Here is a 17,525-nt window from a genome sequence, read left to right on the forward strand (position 1 = left end):
GGAGGATCCCGATCTCGCACCGGTGTTGGGTGTCCGCGAGGTCGGCGGCATGGTCGAGCAGCTCACCGCCCGACAGCTCGTCAACCTCCACCACATCCATGTGGTCACTCTGGCATGACCCACCGACAGACCGACCGCCCACAACCCCTTCTCCACAAGGGATCCGGTCACGAACAGGTCACGATCACGAGAGCGTCAGATCGGTCGCACGATGATGCGCGCGCCCGGGGTCTCGTCCGGCGCCGTGTGTCGCTTGCTCGCCAGGATCCGCTCGACGCGTACGTCGTCAGCCTCGACGCGGACACCGGTCCGCTGCCTTTCACCGAGAACGCCCTCGAGCGCGTCGATGGTCGACTTGATCAGGTTGTCGAGGTCTGGCTCGTTGCGGCCGAGTTGGTCGGGCGCCAGCCGGAAGTCGAGCTCTATGAAGACGCGCGGGTTCGCGGAAACCACCTGCCCAGAGAGCGCGACGCGCACCGCGTCCTTCCAGCGTCGCTCGTTCTCGGAGCCGCCGTAGCCGGTCGGACGACCGATGACTTCCGTCGTGATGCCGTCCGCCGCCACGGCGCGCTTGACCAAGCGCACCGCGTGCGTCGGCGGAGGCGGGGCGACGATGTAGCCCTCGGCCAGTGAGCCGTACGCCTGGAGCGCCCCCGACCGGTACTGCCACCGCCGTGCACCGCTCGTCGGTGGCCTCGGGGTAGAACACGGTCGCGGTGCCGAAGGACTGGGTGAAGTGCTGGACCCGGTCGGGGTGCTTGTGGAGCAGGAAGCCGAGGTCCCGTGCGGGGACGTGGGTGGTCGAGACGGTGAGCAGCACGCGGACAGTCTGCCTGCCAGGTTTCCCGCGCGCCGTCGGTTATCGGCAGCTGATTCCCAGGCAGTCCCCTGGCCGGGATGGCTCATCGACACCGGGGTCACGTGGTCCTTACGGTGTGGCCGTCCCTGGGGTTCCCGTCCGGGGGCGCGCGCCCCGCGGTCCTTTCGACGTGCCCGGACCGCGGGGCGCGCGAGTGCGTTCGGGCGAGCTCCTCGGACTCCGGACTAGGATCCGGTCATGGCGGGGTCGGTGAGGGTGACGCCCCGGCAGGACGTCAGGTTCTGCCGCTCTGTCGACGACGTCACGATCGCCTACGCCGTCCACGGCTCCGGGCCGCCGCTGGTCATCGACTCCTGCTGGCTCAGCCACCTGCAGTACGACTGGGAGAGCCCGGTCTGGCGGCACTACCTCACCGAGCTCGGGAAGATCGCCACCGTCATCCGGTTCGACGAGCGCGGCCACGGTCTGTCCGACCGCGACGTCACCGACCACTCCCTGGAGCTGCGGCTCGCCGACCTGGAGGCGGTCGTCGACGACGTGGGGGTCGAGCGCTTCGCGCTCCTCGCGATGGCACAGGGCGGTCCCGTCACCATCGAGTACGCCGCGCGTCACCCCGAGCGGGTCGCCCGGCTGATCTTCTACGGCAGCTACGCCGGGGTCGACTCGGTCCGGACCTCCAAGCAGGACCGCCTGCTCGACGAGACGTTCACCAACCTGATCCGCGTGGGGTGGGAGCAGCCGACCCCGGAGTTCCGCCGGGTCTTCACCTACCAGATGATCCCCGGCGCCACCGAGGAGCAGATGGGGTGGCTCGACGAGCTGCAACGGCGAGCCGTCAGCGCCGAGGTCGCCGTCGAGGCACGGCGGCAGCGTGGCCGGGCGAACGCCGCGCACCTGCTCGGCGCGCTCGACGTACCGACGCTGGTGCTGGCCTCGCTCGGTGACCGGATGAACCCGTTCATCTACTCGCGCTACCTGGCCAGCGAGATCCCCGGAGCCCGCCTGGTCGCCCTGGAGAGCGAGAACCACATCGTGCTCGAGGACGAGCTCGCCTGGCCGGTGTTCCTGCGCGAGGTCACCGACTTCCTGGCCGAGGACGAGGCCGCAGTCCCGTCGTTGCCCGGGGGGCGCGACCTCCGCGAGGTCCTCTCCGGGCGGGAGGTCGAGGTGCTCGCCCTCGCCGCCCAGGGGTACGACAACGCCGCCATCGCCGCCGAGCTCACGCTCAGTGTCCGCACGGTCGAGCGGCACCTCCAGAACACCTACGAGAAGCTCGGTCTCCGCGGCAAGTCCGCTCGCGCCGGCGCCGTCAGCCGCCTCCTCGCCGCCGGGTGAACTACCCAGTCGTACGCCGCGCGCCGTAGGCGATAGATGGGTGGATGTACCGATGTGACCCCCTCATCGCTCCTTCTAGCGTCTCGGATCGAGAGCGAGACCAACCGAGGGGGAACCTTGACCACCACGCAGCACAACACCGACACCGCCGACGCCGACACCGCCCTGAAGGCGCGCCATCGGGCGATGTGGGCGCTCGGCGACTACCACGCCGTCGCGACGGAGATCATCCCGGACCTGGGCCCGGTGCTCGTCGAGGCCGCACACCTGGGGCCGGGCGATCACGTGCTCGACGTCGCCGCCGGCTCCGGCAATGTCGCGATCCCGGCCGCCGCCGCCGGGGCGCACGTGATCGCGAGCGACCTCACGCCCGAGCTGCTCGACCAGGGTCGCGCCGACGCCGAGGCGGCCGGAGTGAACCTCGAGTGGCACGTGGGCGACGCCGAGCACCTGCCCTTCGAGGACAACAGCTTCGACGCCGTCACCTCCTGCGTCGGCGTGATGTTCGCACCGCACCACCAGCAGGCCGCCGACGAGCTGGTCCGGGTCTGCCGGCCGGGCGGCCGGATCGCGCTGATCGCGTGGACCCCGGCCGGGTTCATCGGGCAGCTGTTCGCCACCATGAAGCCGTTCGTGGCACCGCCGCCGCCCGGAGCCCAGCCCCCGCCGCTGTGGGGCGACCTCGCGCACGTGCGCGAGCTGCTCGGCAACCGGGTGACCGACCTCCAGGCGAGCCAGCAGCTGCTGCACGCCGAGAGCATGGCCGACCCGGTGGCGTTCCGGGAGTACTTCAAGACCAACTACGGCCCGACGATCGCGGCGTACCGCGGTCTGGCGGACGACCCCGCTCGCACGGCGGAGCTCGACCAGGCCCTGGTCGACCTCGTCGAGCGGTTCCGGACGCCGGACGGCGGGATCGGCTGGGAGTACCTCCTGCTCGTCGCCACCGTGGTCTGACCGCTCGGCACCATTCCGACACGCCGCATCAGGTCCGACGATCTCGTCGCCGCCCACGATCCAATGGTCATGGCCCGGCGACGTATGAGATCGCCGGGCCTGATGCGTCTTCAGGCCCGTGAGTAGATCTCGATCGCAGTGAGCAGTGCGACCTTGACCTCGGGATCTGCGAACGACGCGCGCACGGCCGTGGCCGCCAGGTCGGCGACGCCGGACGCGTCGAGGTCGAGCAGGCGGGCCGCGATCTGGTACTCCTGGTTGAGGCTGGTGCCGAACATCGACGGGTCGTCGGAGTTCACCGTGATCATCACGCCGGCGTCGCGGAACGCCCGGATCGGGTGCTCGTCCAGGTTCGCCACCGCCTTCGTCGCGACGTTGGACGAGGGGCAGACCTCCAGCGGCACCCCGCTCCTGGCGAGGTAGTCGAGGAGCTGGGGATCCAGGGCGGCCGAGGTGCCGTGCCCGATCCGTTCGGCGCCCAGCAGGCGCAGCGCGTCCCAGACGGTCTCCGGGCCCGTCGTCTCGCCCGCGTGCGGCACGCTGTGCAGGCCGACTCGCCGAGCCGCGTCGAAGTGCGGCTTGAACTGTGCGCGGGCGACCCCGATCTCCGGACCACCGAGCCCGAAGCCGACGAGGGCGTCGACACGGTGGTTGGTCGCGAACGACAGGGTCGCGTCGGCTGCGGGCATCCCGCTCTCGCCGGGGATGTCGTAGATCCAGCGCAGGACGATGCCGAAGTCGCGCTCGGCCGCGATCCGGGCATCCTCGATCGCCTCGGTGTACGCCTCGATCGGTATCCCGTGGTCAGGGTCGTCGGGCAGCACCGAGGTGTACGGCGTGCAGGTCAGCTCGGCGTACCGGACCTGCTGGCTCTCGGCCAGCTCCCGGGCCACCTCGTAGGTCAGGTAGCGGATGTCGTCGTCGGTGCGGATCAGCGAGACGACAGCAAGGTAGACGTCGACGAAGTGCGCGAAGTCCCGGAACTCGAAGAAGCGGCGCAGCTCGTCGGTGTCGACCGGGACGACGCCGGGGTGACGCATCGCGAGCTCCGAGACGATGGCGGGTGAGGCCGACCCGACATGGTGGACGTGGAGCTCGGCCTTGGGCAGTCCAGCGATGAACGACGACAGATCCACGGCCCGAGTCTGTCAGCCGCTCAGCCAGTAGATCGAACCGACCACGGCCGCCGGCAGGAACGCGAGCAGCAGCCACGGCGTCAGCACCGACTTCTGGTTGATCAACCGGACGCCGGCCATCGCCATCAGTCCGACGACGCAGGAGATGCCGAGCAGCCCAGGTCGTGCCCCCGCTCGGTCCACCGTCCCGGACAGGATCGCCATCCCGGTGGCGAACAGGGTGCAGACCGTCAGCACCAGCGCGGACGCCACCCAGCGTTGGACCCGCTCGACCTGCACCGTGAGCCCCCGGGTTCACTTGAGAGCGGCGAGGACGGCCTGGGTGGCGACCGCGGGGCTGGGCGGGCTCCCACCCTGGAGCTTGCCGTTGATGTAGATCGTCGGGGTCCCGTTGACGTGGTCCCTCGACATCTGGTCGGTCGCGTTGAGCACCCACTGGTGGTACACGTTCCCGTTGATCAGCGGCGTGACCTGCGCCTTGTTCGCGCCCGCCTGAACCGCCCAGTCGATCAGGGTCGAGTCCGGGACTCCGGCGCTCCCCTCCGCCGGCTGGTTGGCGTAGGCGAGGGTGTGGAACTTCAAGAAGGCGTCCGGGCCGGCGGTGCTGAGCACGGCCATGGCCGCGTTCAGGGCTCGGCTCGAGTAGTTCGTCGTCGAGGAGCGGTCGAGGAAGGCGACCATGTGGTAGTCCACCTTGGCCCTGCCGTCGGCAATGGCTTCCTGGACCTGCGAGCCGGCCACCTGCTCGAACGACTTGCAGATCGGGCACTGCAGGTCCTCGTAGAGCTTGATCGTGGTCGGCGCCGAGCTCTTCCCGATCACCACGTTGTAGGTGCCGGTCAGGTTGTTCGGGGTGCCGCCGGGGTCGATGGCCTCACCGGTCTTGTCCTTGTTGCTCTGCACCACGACCATCACGACCGCGATGATCGCGATCGCGACCACAACGGCCCCGACGACGAGCAGGTTCCGCAGGCGCTCTCGGCGCTGCTGCTCCCGCATCAGCGCCTGGGCGCGCTCAGACTTCGACTGCTGACTTGTCTTGTTCGCCATCGGCGAGCCTCTCGTGGTGCGGAAAAAGCAGGTTGTCCAGGGCAAGGCGGGTCCGTGGCCACACGATCAACCACGCGCAGCAGATCAGCAGCCCGACGTCGCGCGCGATGTCGATGGCGTACTGACGTTGCGGGTTCGCGGGAACACCGTGGCTGCCGAAGCAGCCGCAGTTGATCTCCAGGCCGCGCGCCCAGGCCGCGGAGATGCCGATGATGAACGCGATGAAGAACAGCGCGGCCAGGATCGCGAACGCGCGGGTGAGCAGCCCGAGGAGCAGCGCGGCACCGATGACCAGCTCCACGGTCGGAAGGGCGTGGCCGACGGTGGGCACGATCGACTCGGGGAGGATCTGGAACGCCCGGACCTGACGGACGTTCCCGGCGGGGTCGGGGAACTTCGACAGTGCGGCGACGATGTTGACGACGCCGACGATCAGGCGCGCGAGTACGCCGACCCATTGCCTCACGATGGTCCAGCCTACGAAATGGTCCTGAGTGAAGGCTGAGCGACTCACCCGCCGATTCGGCCGCTTCTGGGTAGGGTCATCTGCTGTGAACGACCGCCTTGTCTGGATCGACTGCGAGATGACGGGGCTGGACTATGTCTCCGACGCGCTGATCGAGATCGCGTGTGTCGTCACCGACTTCGACCTGAACCCCCTCGGCGAGGGCGTCGACCTGGTCATCAAGCCACCCGCCGAGGCCGTCGAGCAGATGGACGACTTCGTCCGTTCCATGCACGAGAAGTCCGGTCTGCTCACCCAGCTCGACAGCGGGATCACGTTGGAGGAGGCCGAGCAGCAGGTCCTCGCCTACGTGCGCGAGCACTGCGCCGACGGCACTCGGCCGCCCCTCGCCGGCAACACGGTCGCCACCGACCGCGCGTTCATCGCGCGCGACATGAAGGACCTCGACGCGTTCCTCCACTACCGGATCGTCGACGTGTCGTCGATCAAGGAGCTGTCGCGGCGGTGGTACCCGCGGGTGTACTTCGCCTCTCCGGCCAAGCGCGGGAACCATCGCGCCCTGGCCGACATCCTCGAGAGCATCGAGGAGCTGCGGTACTACCGAGCCGCGATCTTCGTGCCTGCACCGGGCCCCGAGAGCGCCGAGGCGAAGGCGCTCGCCGACGAGCACGGCGGCTCTCTCACCGGTCTCGCGGCCGACCGCCCCGATACCGGATCGGCGCCGTAGGTGCCCTACAATTCCTCACTGGCCCCGGCACAGCATCGACGCCGTCCGGGGCTCCATGGTGGGTGTAGCTCAGCTGGTAGAGCACCTGGTTGTGGTCCAGGTGGTCGCGGGTTCAAGTCCCGTCACTCACCCCATGTCTGGACGCCGGGGATCTCGGCGTTGGAGTAGTGCGGGTTGGTGAAGGGGAAGTCGCTGGTCACCCAGCGACCGAGCGCGTCGTACACCCGCGGGTAGAAGCCCTCGGCGTACGCATCCGGGGTGACCCACCAGCTGACGTCGACGTCGTGCTCCGCCAGCTCCGCGGACAGCGGCGTTCGAGCACCCACCGGATAGAGATAGCAACACCCGAGGTAGCGGCCGGCGTCGTCGGTGAGGACGAACGTGAACGACTTGCCGTCGCGGAACTCGCACTCGTGCCAGACCAGGTCGACGTAGTTGAAGTCCTCGGTGACGGGTTCGGTGGGCCAGCCACCGCCTCGGGTACGCCGGATGAGCTCGAGGCCGGCGTTGATCCCGGCTACGTCGTCCCGCAGATCGGCCCGGGTGATCGCATGCGCCCGGACACCCTCGTGGGCCAGCTCGGTGGGAGCCTCGAAGTCGTCGGGCAGCGGGAGTCGCCTGATCAGGTTGCGATAGTCCATCGGTCTCTCCTCCTCTCGACCGTAGCCGAGGAGGACGAGACACGAGCGTCAGCCGGGGATGTGGCCGAAGTTGCCCTTCTGGAAGTCCTCGTAGGCCTGGAGCACCTCGGACTTGGTGTTCATCACGAACGGGCCGGCCCAGGCGATCGACTGACCGATCGGCTTGCCGCCGACGACGATCACGTCCAGCTGGGGCGAGCGGCTCTCTTGGGTGCCATCCGCGGCGATCGTCAGGAAGTCGCCGGCGCCGAGCACCGCGGACTGGCCGGTGTGGATCGGCCGCGCGTCGGTGCCGACCGAGCCGTGGCCGTTGAGCACGTAGACCAGGGCGTTGAAGTCCTGGTTCCACGGCAGGTCGAACCGCGCCCCGGGCTCGATCGTCGCGTGCACGAGTGCCATCGGGGTGTGCGTCGAACCGGGGCCGGCCTGCGACCCCACGGTGCCGGCGATGACGCGGACCAGCGCCCCCGCGTCGTACGACGTGAGCAGCGCGACCTGGTTGGACCGGATGTCCTGGTACTTCGGCGCGACCATCTTCTCGTCGCGCGGGAGGTTCACCCAGAGCTGGATGCCGTGGAACAGCCCACCGGACTGCACCAACCACTCGGGCGGGGTCTCGATGTGGAGGATGCCGGAGCCGGCGGTCATCCACTGGGTGTCGCCGTTGGTGATCGAGCCGCCACCGCCGTGGGAGTCCTGGTGGTCGAAGACGCCGTCGATCATGTAGGTAACGGTCTCGAAGCCGCGGTGCGGGTGCCAGGGCGTGCCCTTGGGCTCACCGGGCGCGTACTCCACCTCACCCATCTGGTCCATCATCACGAAGGGGTCGAGCAGGCTGAGGTCGATGCCCGCGAACGCACGGCGTACCGGGAAGCCCTCTCCCTCGAAGCCCTGCGGCGCGGTCGTCACCTGCCAGACCGGGCGCGGCTGGTCGCCCAGACCGGGCTCCGGCAGACGGCTGAGGGTGGTCAGGTCGTCGACGGTCACTGCGGGCATCGGGCCCACCTCCATGCTTCTGGCACCTGTCTGGCGCTGTGCCCGGACCAACGGTAGTTGAATCTTGAATATTCCGCACCGCCCCCACCCGCCGGCCTCGCGAGGAGCTCGAAGCCGATTGGGAGGGTACGTCGCGCGCTGGTAACCTTGACCGCGCTTCCACGGCACGCGCCATTAGCTCAATTGGCAGAGCAGCTGACTCTTAATCAGCGGGTTCGGGGTTCGAGTCCCTGATGGCGTACTCATCGGCCAGACGGCTACCTCCTGGCGTCGGCGCGGGCGGCACGACCGCCGGCCACATGACCCGATGAGGCGACGCGCCGATCCAGCCATCCACCGCCTCACGCGCGACTTGCCGACCCCCAGCAATCCCTGCGGCTTCAAGTCAGCCGATCACACACCCGGACTCCGGAAGCAGAGTGCTGCATCGTGAAACCAGGTATGAGTCCCAGCCAGTCGCCACCGGGCGGGCTGGCCATTCAGCACGAAAGGCCGAGCCGATGAACACTCCAACCATCCGACACACGCCGGTCGCGACCAGTGTTCTGGAGCGAGTCCGCAGCGACTCCGCCTACGGCGCATTCGTGCTGCTGTACATCGGGTATGTCGTGCTCCCGTTGTGGATGGGAATCGACAAGTACGCCAAGGTTCTCACCGACGACTGGCCCGGCTACCTGGCTCCGTGGATCGTAGACCTGCTCCCGTTCTCCGCGCAGACCGCGATGTACGTCGTCGGAGCGGTGGAGATCCTGGCGGCTGTGCTGGTCGCGATCAAGCCGCGTTATGCCAGTTTCGTCGTTGCGGCTTGGCTCGCCGGCATCATCATCAACCTGCTGACCTACTCCGGCTTCTACGACGTGGCACTGCGCGACTTCGGACTGCTGATCGGCGCCCTCGCGTTGGCCGCCCTCGCGGCACGCTACGACTCGCCGTGGACCCGGCGCAGCCGCTCGCGCGCGGCCATCTGAGGACTTCAGTGGATGAGACCGTCCCGAGATTCGTCGGCTGCAGCCTTCGACCAGGGAGATGGCCTGATGCATGAACGGGACGCCAGAGCCCTGCCGGCTGAGCAGACGCAGCCTGCCTCGCTCGTGGACATGTGCCGCGCGATCCGCGACCGTCGAGTCAGCTCGGTCGAACTGGTGACGGAGGCAATTCGCTCGCTCCAGGATTGGCAATCGATCACCAACGCTGCCAGTCAGCTCTTCGCGGAGGAGGCATTGCGCGCCGCTCGCGCCCTTCCGGACCGGCCCGCTGGTCCACTGCATGGCATACCAGTGCTGGTCAAGGAACTCTTCGATGTGGCCGGGCACGAGACCACCGGTTGCAGCGAGGCCTTCCGTGGCAACGTCGCATCAGAGGACGCGTACATCGTGACGCAACTGCGCGCGGCCGGCGCGATCATCGTCGGCAAGGCCAACATGCACGAGTTGGCGGCGAGCGGGACGAACCACATCTCCGCCTGCGGCGCGACCCGTAACCCGTGGGCACCGGACCGGATGACCGGAGGATCGAGCGGAGGCTCAGCTGCTGCAGTGGCGACGAGGAGCGTCCCGTTCGCGCTTGGTACCGACACCGCCGGCTCGATCAGGGTCCCCTCCTCGTTTTGCGGGACGGTGGGCCTCAAGCCCACGCACGGCCGACTGCCGATGGCCGGATCGATGCCCCTGTCCCCCAGCCTGGGGTGCATCGGCCCGATGGCCGCGTCGGTCGAGGATGTCGCATGGGGCTATGCCGCGCTCGCGAACGAGCAGAATCAGTTGGCGACGCCGACGGCGGCGTCCGTCCACGGGCTAAGAATCGGCAGGGTCCGGAATGGCTACTTCTCCGCGCTCATCCACCCTGTGATTCGCGATGCTCTGGACCACGTCGGCGAAGTCCTCACCTCCGCAGGAGCGACACTCGTGGACACAGACCTTCCGGAGATGGAGGGCGCGCTGCACACCTGGGGCAATATCGCCTGGCCGGAGTTCGCGGTCGCATACCCCGACCTGGAGCTCGACCGGGTCGGTCAACAGATCGTCGGGCACTATCGTTACGGGCAGCAACTCGGTCCAAGAGACCGATGTCAGGCCAGGGAGCACGCAACCCGGATCCGCGCAACGTTCGCGACGGCCCTGCACGACGTCGACGCATTGCTTCTGCCGGCCACGGCCTACCCTGCCCCCCGGTTCGACGACGACGAGATCACCGTGGGTACGGCGGAGACCCTGAACGTATATCGTGGCGGACCCGTCTGGTTCACCTGCCCGATCGACATCGCCATGCTGCCGGCGCTCTCTCTGCCCGCCGGCTTCGATCCCCAGGGGTTACCCCTCGGCGTCCAGCTTGTCGGAGACTTCGCGGCGGAGTGGACGCTGCTGCGCCTCGGACTGGCATACCAGGAACGCACCACCCATCATCTGGCGATCCCGACTCGCCCCCTCCCGTCTGACGCCGGAGGCCGCCCCGATAGCTGAGACCTGCGACCTGGTCGGCGAGAACAGGGCTTGGCTTTAGGTCGTCTGGGCCCGCACCAGGTCAACGGGACGCCCGTCGCGCTGCCACTTCGCGGTACTGCACGGGCTAGCGGTTGCATCCTTGGATAGCGCGTCCAACTGGTCAGCCGCTCCAGTGACGGCGGTGGCTGCCTGGCATCGCCAGGATGATGAAGTGCTTGGCCTTCCAGGGAAGTCGCCGATAGATCGGCACGAAGAAGTGCTTCCAGAAGAGCACCTGTGGCGTCCGAGGCCCGACCGTGGGCGGCCGGCCGAGATACTGACGGGCCAAATTCGCCTGGACGTCTTCGAGCAGATACTTCTGGGAATTCGTTCGGAGCCACAAGAAGAAGCCGGTCATGACTGTCCCGCAGCCACGAGGCCGTTCTGCGCCGCCAGCGCCATGGGCTCGTTGAGCGCGCCCATGGCCGGTGAGTAGACGTTCTCCATCCAGGCGATGTCATGCAATGTCAGACCCTTGCGAGCTGCCATCGCGAGGAAGTCGCACCGTTCCTTCACTCCCTCGCCGCCAACGATCTGGGCGCCGATCAGCTTGAGCGAGCCCGGTTCGGCAAGGAGCTTCACACGGATCTTCTTGAAGTCCGGGTAGTAGCGGGCACGGGAGATGCCTTCCGCGACCCCCAACACGAATGGGAGCCCGAGCGCGCCAGCCAGCGCCTCGCCGAAGGACACGCCACCGATCATCCAGTTGCCACCGACCAGCCCCCACGGCACGTAGACCGGCGAGTAGCGCCGCAACTTTCCGGCCGCGCCGCTGCCGGCAACCTTCCCTTGGGCGTAGGCATGGCTACCCGACAGGCCTTGGACCGGCACCCCAGTGGTCCCCTGAGGAACCTCGACGCAGTCACCAGCGGCAAACACCCCGGGTGCGGAGGTCTGCATGTGATCGTCCACGATGATCCCACCGGTCGAGCCGAGCTTGATCCCCGCCTGCGCGGCCAGACGGTTGTTGGGGAGCTTCTTCGCGCCGATCACGACCATGTCGACAGGGATGTCACCGTCGGACGTCACGACGGCGTGAACTCGCTCCGTGCCCAGGAAGGCCTTGACCTCCGTGTTCAGATGCATGTGGACGCCGAGCTCGCGCCACGAGTCCTCGACCGGAGCCATGATGTCGGGGTCGGCGATCTCTGCCATGGCCCACGGGTGGGGGTCGACCAGATGTGTCTCAATGCCCCGATGCGCCAGCGCTGTCGCCATCTCGACACCGATCGGCTGGGCTCCCGCTATCACCGCGCGTTCGACGCTGTCGAGGGCCTCGTCCCAGCGTTGCGCCGCGCGTATGTCTCTCACGTAGTACAGGCCATTGAGATCGGCACCCGGGATGTCTGGTCGCTCGTACTCGAAGCCGGTGCCGAGGACAAGCCGGTCGAACCGGACGGCGGGCTGGCCGGGCACTTCCACGGTTCTGTCTTCGAGACTGATCGCGCTCACTACCGTCTCGTAGTGGATCTCGAACCCCTGCGCCTCGTAGTGGTCTTTACCCAGCAGGATCAGCCGGTCGAACGAGTCGATCTCCTTTCCATGCACGTACGGAATACCGCACGGGCTGTAGGCGACGTCCTGCAGCTCGGTGAAGACCACGACACGAGCGTCCGGGTCCACCTGCTTCGCGGCGCCAGCGGCGCCCATTCCGGCAGCGCTTCCGCCGATGACCACGATCGTGCTCGTCATCGCCCGTCCCTTCCTTGCACATCGGCCCCGCATCAACGTGGTGGCCGGGCCCGATACCGAAGCCAGACCGGTCACGCCTCTCCACAGTGTGTGTCCTGGCGCTACCAAGTACTATACGACACTTTTGTTCACTATTAAACACGGCCCTGACGACTCGCAGCGGGCCGAGACGTCGCCTTGGAACTCCAGGTAGAAGGAGAGCGTTGGGGCCGATCCACTCCGCGCTCTGCACCGCCCGTGCGTCTTGCCGAGCGGCAGCAACCTCCGCGGGTCCAACTCGGCCGATCAGGCACCGAGACGCCGCAGGCACCGTGCTGCATCGTGAGAGTGACATGGGTCCCAGCTGTCACCGCAGGTGCCGGGCCGGCTGGCCGCCTCGCACCGAAAGGCCGATGCCATGACCATCCGAGACAAGCCGCCGACGACCGCACGTGCGGCACTCGGGAGCAGGGTCACACCCCGTGGCGCGATCCGATGAAGGTGTACCGGGCCATGTGGTGGGCCGCCGTGGCCGGGATCCTCCTGCTCGGCCTGGGTGTCGGCCTGCGCTTGCCCCCGCCGGCGTTGCTGGCTGTGTTCCTCGGCTCCGGCGGCCTCTGTGCCGTCGCGATCCTCTGCCTCGCCTGTCGCCACGGCAGTCACACGGCCAGTCGCCGCATGCGGATCGTCGCGACCAGCGCTGTGCTCGGGGGCGCCACAGCGGTCAGCCTCGTCGGCTTCTGGGACCTTCTGGGTGCCGGCGTGCTCGCGTTGGTTCTCTTCTTCTCGCTCTGCTCCCCGGCTGCGCTACGTGCCTGTCGGCGTGGGTGGCGCTCGGTTCACCGTTCATCGGCAGCGCGTCTGGAGACGTTGGCCCTGACCGATGAACAGCTGTCCGGGGGCTGGCAGACGAGCTCCAGGGCCTTGCGTCGACGTACCTCGCCGGCACAGAAGGTGGCCGTCGTCGAAGAGCGGCAGACCTATCTGGAGGAGTTCGAACGACGGAACCCGAGTGGGTTCGCAGCCTGGCTCACGTCTGGTTCTGGAGTTTCGGACGACCTGATGCCCTACCTGGGCAAAGCCGGTGTCGAGCACGCCACGATCAACTGGGACGAGCTGACCCGGGGGCGAGATTGATACGCACGCGGTCTTGCCCGCGAAGGACCACCACCCATAGCGATACGCGAGGAGTTGCGTCATGTCCAGCAGCCAGAGACTCTCCATCCAGAAGGTCGACCCGTCGGCATACGAGGCGGTGCGTGGTCTGGAGCAGTACGTCCGAGCCGGGGACCTCGAGCCGGGACTTCTGGAGCTGGTCAGGATAAGAGCCTCGCAGCTCAATGGATGCGCCTATTGCCTCGACATGCACAACCGTGACGCCCGCGCGGCGGGCGAGAGCCAGCGCCGCCTTGACGTCCTCTCGGCGTGGCGGGAGGTGCCGGATCTGTTCAGTGAGCGGGAGGTGGCGGCGCTTGCGCTCACCGAAGCGGTCACCCGTATGTCCGAGGAGGGAGTCTCCGACCGATTGTGGGAGGACGTCGCCCGGCACTACGACGAGAAGCAGGTCGTTCGTCTGCTGGTAGCCATCGCCACCATCAATGTGTGGAACCGCCTCGCCGTGAGCGTCCACCAGGACCTGGCGGAGAGAGCCTAGTCGGGTCGGTGCGTTCGGGTCCGATCGGCGACCCGAGCCGCGGCGACGACGCCGACCGCCAGTGCGGTACCCGAGGTGTGGCCGACGTGAGTGAGATCGACGAGGGTGTCGTCCATTTGGCGGCTGGAGCCAGGAGGCGTTGGTCGCTCACAAGGGTTTCGAGGGGCCCCGCGCCCAGCACCACAGCAGAGCGCTCCTCGCCGCGGATCAGGTCCCGCACGGTGGTCGGGCTGGTCGCGAGGAGCTGGGGTCCCGGCACTGTGATCTCCGGCTCAGCCGACGCTGATGACGAGCTCGGGGCTGTGCCGCAACGTGTTCGAGACATAGCAGACTCGCTCGGCCTCGGAAAGGAGTCCCTGGAGTACCGCACGAGGGGTGCTGGAGCTGATCGAGGCCGCGATGCGCTCGAACTCGAGCCCGTGGTAGGTGCCGACGACGCTCACGTCCAGGTCTGGTAGTTCGACGCCACGCCTCCTGGCGACGAACGCCACGGAAAGGGCGATGCACGAGGCGACCGATGCCAGCAGCAGGTCGGTCGGCGCAGGGCCGGTGCCGGTGCCACCATGGGTCTCGGGCTCGTCGACGACGATCTCGAACCCGTCGATGTCGGTGACAGCCCGCATCCCGCCGCTCCAACGGGTGCGCACGGTGCGATCGTTCATGGCCCGCGCCTGATCAGCCGGAGACGTCGGATGCCAGGGCCCTGAGGGCTGCGCGAAAACACTCGACGGGAGCCGTGGCCACGCCAGCGCCGATCTGGCCGACGCCGGAGCTCGCGTGCAGAATTCCGGTCGTGACCTTGGGCGTCGTGTCCAGCTCGACCACGCGCCGTACGTCGACCCCGAGGGGCGTTCCCCGGTAGTTCCGGGTGGGGAGCTTGAACCGAGTGCTCTCCGCGGCGCAGATCGACGCCATCCGTTCGGTCATCTTGGCCGCGTCAGCCATCCCGCCCGGGAGAAAGCCGGCGACTGCCGGCGAGCCGGCAGCGGCCGCGCCTCCGAGGCCCACCAGCTCGAGGATCGCGCTGTCCCCGATGTCGGGGGCACTGGTCTCAGGACCGTAGTCGGGGTAGTACATCGCCTCCTCGACGGCCGGTGCTGCGCCGATGAAGACCTCGTCCGAGCCGCCGAGCCGAATACCGTACGACGTTCCGTTGCGGCACATCATCGTGACGATGCTCGAGCCATCGACCTGTTCGGCCCACAGCGCCGTCGACTTCGCGGCTGCCATGGCCAGGTTGAGGAAGAACAGGTGGTTCCCGGACAGGTACTGCGCCATCGGGACCCGTCCTGCGTCCGGAAGGGCCGCGAGCTGTGGCAGCAGGTTGCGGATCATCAACGTAGTCGTGCCCTGCGTACGCATGTGCACGTCGTCGCCGATCTGGACGCCCTGGGCGGCCAGGGCGAAGATGTCGATCGGGCCGGACGAGTCCAGGACCTGGCGCAGCATCGGGCCTGCGACGTCGTGCAGGAACTGCAACCTGGCGATGGCCGCCGGGGTCTCACGGCCGAACCACGCGGTCTCCCCCGGTCCCTGGTTGATCGGCGCGAAGGCCCGTGTCCCGCCGTCCCGGTTGTCGACCGCGAACACCGGTGCCGACGGGCCGATCGCGCTTGCCATCGGCATCACGGTGTCGTACCGGTACGCAGGCTGGAGTCGCACCTTGCCGTCGGAGAGGATCCGGTCCGCCTGCTCGATGGTCTCCGCCCAGCCTTCGGCGACGGTTGCGGCCCGCATCGAGCGTCGCAGCGGATCGCAGACCTGTGCCCATTCGATCTCTGGTCCGCAGTGCAGCAGCGTCCGGCCGGACACCTCCGGGATGAGGGACTCGGCCGAGGCGATGTCCACCAGGAGTGGGACGCTCTGGTCGAGGCGACGCACCGCTTCGGCGTTGGCCTTGTCGATGGCGGCGGCCCGCCGCCCGTAGAGCTGTTCCAGGTCGTCGACGAGGTCGAGCTGTCCGTCGGCCGGGATACGCCAGTCCACGTGTTGCACCGAGGTCGCCTGATCCCTGACGGCCTCGGCGAACAGCGAAAGGCCCATGTTCACCACCGATACCTCGTCCGGCAGCACGGTGACGCGGGTTGACTCAGTCATCAGTAGCCTCCACTTCTCGGGCGGTGAGCCTGGCCTGGTCGAGCAACCGGTGCTCGGCCTCGTCGAGCACCTGCCGTCGCCGCTGCACACCCGCAGCGAGATCGTCGGCCTTCTGCTCACACCGGCCGATCATCGACTCGACCGCCGTCGGGGCAGCCCCGCCGGTGCCCTTCCGACTCTCGATGATCGAGCGAGGATCGAGCGTCGACGTCAGGTCCATGGCCGCGAGTCCCCAAGGCTCTCCCGTCTCGGCGATCGCAGCCTCGTCGAGCATGGCTCCGGTGATGTGCCGGCCGGGTACGCCGTGCCGGCTTGCTTCGCGCACGGTCCGGCCCACCACGTTGTAGGAGCTTCGGTAGTCGACGCCGCACTGTTGGACGATGAACTCACTGAGGTCGGTCGCCTGTGTATAGCCCTCGTCGAGCCCGTGGGCCATCCGCCCGACGTTGACCTCCAGGGTGCGGACGACGCCGGTCATCAGCCGGGTGACCCGGATGGCGAGGTCCAGCGCCCGCGGCACCTCGCCGTAGGCAAAGATCAGGTTGTCGCTGCGCGCGGACGGACTCTTGGCGACGGCGAGGAAGCCGGTCACGCGGCCGATCAGCACCCCCGAGGCCCCGCGCACGATCGATAACGAGTACGGGTTGCGCTTCTGTGGCATCAATATGCTCGACCGGGTGTAGGCGTCCGCGAGGTCGACGAAGTCGAACTCGGTGCTGGACCAGATCTCGAGGTCCTCGGCGAGCTTGCTCTGCGTGGACAGCAAGCTGGACGCGCTGGCCAGCACGTGGATGAGTCCGTCGATCTGCCACATCGCATCTCGGGTGTGCTCGATGACCTCGGCGAAGCCCAACGCAGCGGCAACGAAGGTCCGGTCGTCGAGCAGTCGAGTTCCGTTGACGCAGCCGGCACCCGCGGGACTCCGGTTGATGTCGTCGAACTCGTCCAGCAGCCGGTGCGCGTCGCGCATGGCGGGGTAGGCGAACGACAGCACGTAGTGGCCGAACGTCGACGGCTGGGCCTGTTGCAGGTAGGTCTGGTCGGGCATGAGGGTGTCCACGTGACGGGCCGCCAGGGCCGTGGTCTCGCGGGCGAACCTCACCACTTCGTCGACCAGCGTGAGGAGCTGGTCTCGAACGTAGAGTCGTAACGCGATCCGGGCCGCCTCGCGCCGGGGTCGGCCGGCATGCAGCCACCCCGCCGTCTTGCCGAGGCGCTGGACGAAGAAGCGCTCCCGGGAGTTGTAGGGCTCACCGAACGCGGGGTCATAGGGGAAGTCCTCGACGGCCACCTGCTGCACCTCGAGCAGCAGGCGCAACAGGTCGCGGGCCGCCGCCGCCGGAACGATCTCGCGTCGCAGCAGGTCCAGCACGTGCGCGATATCGGCGAGGTTGAGGCCGTCGTGGAGGAAGGGCGCGTCGGCGTTCTCCAGGGCGAAACCGCTGTCGATCAGCTCTTGGGCGGGGCCGGCCTGAGGCGGGCCGCTGCGCCTCAT

Annotated in this window: 19 protein-coding genes, 2 tRNA genes and 1 pseudogene; 9 read left to right on the top strand and 13 right to left on the bottom strand. The window is 68.1% G+C overall.

The features are described from left to right. Window positions 1-195 precede the first annotated feature (195 nt). Both VGJ24_RS07385 and VGJ24_RS07390 read right to left on the bottom strand, forming a co-directional pair. Window positions 196-579: a hypothetical protein gene (locus VGJ24_RS07385; protein ID WP_331499993.1), complete on the bottom strand. Its 384-nt coding sequence runs from the start codon at window positions 577-579 to the stop codon at window positions 196-198. Between the two features lie 100 nt (window positions 580-679). After that, a pseudogene (locus VGJ24_RS07390) lies at window positions 680-820 on the bottom strand (3' terminal RNA ribose 2'-O-methyltransferase Hen1); the annotation flags it as partial. A gap of 237 nt (window positions 821-1,057) precedes the next feature. Here VGJ24_RS07390 and VGJ24_RS07395 point away from each other — a divergent pair. Further along, a complete protein-coding gene (locus tag VGJ24_RS07395; protein WP_331499875.1) occupies window positions 1,058-2,155 on the top strand; it encodes an alpha/beta fold hydrolase in 1,098 nt (365 codons plus the stop codon). Window positions 2,156-2,272: 117 nt separating this feature from the next. Further along, window positions 2,273-3,112: a class I SAM-dependent methyltransferase gene (locus tag VGJ24_RS07400; RefSeq protein ID WP_331499876.1), complete on the top strand. Its 840-nt coding sequence runs from the start codon at window positions 2,273-2,275 to the stop codon at window positions 3,110-3,112. A gap of 110 nt (window positions 3,113-3,222) precedes the next feature. Here the strand turns inward: VGJ24_RS07400 and VGJ24_RS07405 are convergent, their stop codons facing one another. From VGJ24_RS07405 to VGJ24_RS07420, 4 genes are read right to left on the bottom strand one after another with little or no spacing between them, the layout of a single operon-like run. Beyond that, window positions 3,223-4,248 carry an adenosine deaminase gene (locus VGJ24_RS07405; RefSeq protein ID WP_331499877.1) on the bottom strand — a complete coding sequence of 342 codons (1,026 nt, stop codon included), beginning with the start codon at window positions 4,246-4,248 and terminating at the stop codon, window positions 3,223-3,225. A gap of 12 nt (window positions 4,249-4,260) precedes the next feature. Further along, complete coding sequence (locus VGJ24_RS07410; protein WP_331499878.1) at window positions 4,261-4,527, bottom strand: transcriptional regulator; 267 nt, start codon at window positions 4,525-4,527, stop codon at window positions 4,261-4,263. A gap of 15 nt (window positions 4,528-4,542) precedes the next feature. Continuing rightward, window positions 4,543-5,298 carry a DsbA family protein gene (locus VGJ24_RS07415; protein ID WP_331499879.1) on the bottom strand — a complete coding sequence of 252 codons (756 nt, stop codon included), beginning with the start codon at window positions 5,296-5,298 and terminating at the stop codon, window positions 4,543-4,545. Next, the gene (locus VGJ24_RS07420) at window positions 5,264-5,764 is read right to left on the bottom strand and encodes a MauE/DoxX family redox-associated membrane protein (RefSeq protein WP_331499880.1); all 501 of its coding nucleotides are present in this window, start codon (window positions 5,762-5,764) and stop codon (window positions 5,264-5,266) included. Before VGJ24_RS07420 ends, VGJ24_RS07415 begins: the two co-directional genes overlap by 35 nt. Before the next feature lie 85 nt (window positions 5,765-5,849). On the opposite strand from VGJ24_RS07420, the gene orn reads away from it, so the two are divergent. Then, window positions 5,850-6,491, top strand: coding sequence for an oligoribonuclease (orn, locus tag VGJ24_RS07425; RefSeq protein ID WP_331499881.1), 642 nt, complete (start codon window positions 5,850-5,852; stop codon window positions 6,489-6,491). Window positions 6,492-6,549: 58 nt separating this feature from the next. Next, window positions 6,550-6,625, top strand: a tRNA-His gene (locus VGJ24_RS07430). On the opposite strand, the gene VGJ24_RS07435 is transcribed toward VGJ24_RS07430, so the two are convergent. Both VGJ24_RS07435 and VGJ24_RS07440 read right to left on the bottom strand, forming a co-directional pair. Next, window positions 6,614-7,132: a GNAT family N-acetyltransferase gene (locus tag VGJ24_RS07435; protein ID WP_331499882.1), complete on the bottom strand. Its 519-nt coding sequence runs from the start codon at window positions 7,130-7,132 to the stop codon at window positions 6,614-6,616. The genes VGJ24_RS07430 and VGJ24_RS07435 overlap by 12 nt on opposite strands. A 48-nt stretch (window positions 7,133-7,180) precedes the next feature. After that, a complete protein-coding gene (locus VGJ24_RS07440; RefSeq protein WP_331499883.1) occupies window positions 7,181-8,128 on the bottom strand; it encodes a pirin family protein in 948 nt (315 codons plus the stop codon). A gap of 168 nt (window positions 8,129-8,296) precedes the next feature. Between VGJ24_RS07440 and VGJ24_RS07445 the strand changes: the two genes are divergently transcribed. The 3 genes from VGJ24_RS07445 to VGJ24_RS07455 all read left to right on the top strand — a co-directional run bounded on the left by VGJ24_RS07445 (window position 8,297) and on the right by VGJ24_RS07455 (window position 10,587). After that, window positions 8,297-8,369 (top strand) — tRNA-Lys (locus tag VGJ24_RS07445). A 259-nt stretch (window positions 8,370-8,628) separates the two neighbouring features. Continuing rightward, a complete protein-coding gene (locus VGJ24_RS07450; RefSeq protein WP_331499884.1) occupies window positions 8,629-9,096 on the top strand; it encodes a hypothetical protein in 468 nt (155 codons plus the stop codon). A 66-nt stretch (window positions 9,097-9,162) separates the two neighbouring features. Next, complete coding sequence (locus tag VGJ24_RS07455; protein ID WP_331499885.1) at window positions 9,163-10,587, top strand: amidase; 1,425 nt, start codon at window positions 9,163-9,165, stop codon at window positions 10,585-10,587. Between the two features lie 142 nt (window positions 10,588-10,729). Here VGJ24_RS07455 and VGJ24_RS07460 read toward each other — a convergent pair whose 3' ends face one another. Beyond that, window positions 10,730-10,966 carry a hypothetical protein gene (locus tag VGJ24_RS07460; protein ID WP_331499887.1) on the bottom strand — a complete coding sequence of 79 codons (237 nt, stop codon included), beginning with the start codon at window positions 10,964-10,966 and terminating at the stop codon, window positions 10,730-10,732. Then, window positions 10,963-12,300 (bottom strand): FAD-dependent oxidoreductase, encoded by a 1,338-nt coding sequence (locus tag VGJ24_RS07465; protein ID WP_331499888.1) that lies wholly within the window; start codon window positions 12,298-12,300, stop codon window positions 10,963-10,965. The genes VGJ24_RS07460 and VGJ24_RS07465 overlap by 4 nt, the downstream gene beginning before the upstream one ends. Before the next feature lie 474 nt (window positions 12,301-12,774). On the opposite strand from VGJ24_RS07465, the gene VGJ24_RS07470 reads away from it, so the two are divergent. After that, the gene (locus tag VGJ24_RS07470) at window positions 12,775-13,416 is read left to right on the top strand and encodes a hypothetical protein (protein WP_331499889.1); all 642 of its coding nucleotides are present in this window, start codon (window positions 12,775-12,777) and stop codon (window positions 13,414-13,416) included. 61 nt (window positions 13,417-13,477) lie between these two features. Beyond that, window positions 13,478-13,933 carry a carboxymuconolactone decarboxylase family protein gene (locus VGJ24_RS07475; protein ID WP_331499890.1) on the top strand — a complete coding sequence of 152 codons (456 nt, stop codon included), beginning with the start codon at window positions 13,478-13,480 and terminating at the stop codon, window positions 13,931-13,933. Between the two features lie 272 nt (window positions 13,934-14,205). On the opposite strand, the gene VGJ24_RS07480 is transcribed toward VGJ24_RS07475, so the two are convergent. From VGJ24_RS07480 to VGJ24_RS07490, 3 genes are read right to left on the bottom strand one after another with little or no spacing between them, the layout of a single operon-like run. Further along, window positions 14,206-14,595, bottom strand: coding sequence for an OsmC family protein (locus VGJ24_RS07480; protein WP_331499891.1), 390 nt, complete (start codon window positions 14,593-14,595; stop codon window positions 14,206-14,208). A 13-nt stretch (window positions 14,596-14,608) separates the two neighbouring features. Further along, the gene (locus VGJ24_RS07485) at window positions 14,609-16,030 is read right to left on the bottom strand and encodes a DUF1116 domain-containing protein (RefSeq protein ID WP_331499892.1); all 1,422 of its coding nucleotides are present in this window, start codon (window positions 16,028-16,030) and stop codon (window positions 14,609-14,611) included. After that, window positions 16,023-17,525 carry an argininosuccinate lyase gene (locus VGJ24_RS07490; protein WP_331499894.1) on the bottom strand — a complete coding sequence of 501 codons (1,503 nt, stop codon included), beginning with the start codon at window positions 17,523-17,525 and terminating at the stop codon, window positions 16,023-16,025. Before VGJ24_RS07490 ends, VGJ24_RS07485 begins: the two co-directional genes overlap by 8 nt.

It is taken from the genome of Nocardioides sp., from assembly GCF_036493135.1.
GTDB lineage: Bacteria > Actinomycetota > Actinomycetes > Propionibacteriales > Nocardioidaceae > Nocardioides.

What these genes read in the sequence shown, in the direction of transcription:
- VGJ24_RS07395 (WP_331499875.1), top strand. Translation starts at nt 1,058, where the DNA reads ATGGCGGGGTCGGTGAGGGTGACGCCCCGGCAGGACGTCAGGTTCTGC.
- VGJ24_RS07415 (WP_331499879.1), bottom strand. Translation starts at nt 5,298, where the DNA reads ATGGCGAACAAGACAAGTCAGCAGTCGAAGTCTGAGCGCGCCCAGGCG.
- VGJ24_RS07435 (WP_331499882.1), bottom strand. Translation starts at nt 7,132, where the DNA reads ATGGACTATCGCAACCTGATCAGGCGACTCCCGCTGCCCGACGACTTC.
- VGJ24_RS07440 (WP_331499883.1), bottom strand. Translation starts at nt 8,128, where the DNA reads ATGCCCGCAGTGACCGTCGACGACCTGACCACCCTCAGCCGTCTGCCG.
- VGJ24_RS07450 (WP_331499884.1), top strand. Translation starts at nt 8,629, where the DNA reads ATGAACACTCCAACCATCCGACACACGCCGGTCGCGACCAGTGTTCTG.
- VGJ24_RS07455 (WP_331499885.1), top strand. Translation starts at nt 9,163, where the DNA reads ATGCATGAACGGGACGCCAGAGCCCTGCCGGCTGAGCAGACGCAGCCT.
- VGJ24_RS07460 (WP_331499887.1), bottom strand. Translation starts at nt 10,966, where the DNA reads ATGACCGGCTTCTTCTTGTGGCTCCGAACGAATTCCCAGAAGTATCTG.
- VGJ24_RS07465 (WP_331499888.1), bottom strand. Translation starts at nt 12,300, where the DNA reads ATGACGAGCACGATCGTGGTCATCGGCGGAAGCGCTGCCGGAATGGGC.
- VGJ24_RS07470 (WP_331499889.1), top strand. Translation starts at nt 12,775, where the DNA reads ATGAAGGTGTACCGGGCCATGTGGTGGGCCGCCGTGGCCGGGATCCTC.
- VGJ24_RS07475 (WP_331499890.1), top strand. Translation starts at nt 13,478, where the DNA reads ATGTCCAGCAGCCAGAGACTCTCCATCCAGAAGGTCGACCCGTCGGCA.
- VGJ24_RS07480 (WP_331499891.1), bottom strand. Translation starts at nt 14,595, where the DNA reads ATGAACGATCGCACCGTGCGCACCCGTTGGAGCGGCGGGATGCGGGCT.
- VGJ24_RS07485 (WP_331499892.1), bottom strand. Translation starts at nt 16,030, where the DNA reads ATGACTGAGTCAACCCGCGTCACCGTGCTGCCGGACGAGGTATCGGTG.
- VGJ24_RS07490 (WP_331499894.1), bottom strand. Translation starts at nt 17,525, where the DNA reads ATGAGGCGCAGCGGCCCGCCTCAGGCCGGCCCCGCCCAAGAGCTGATC.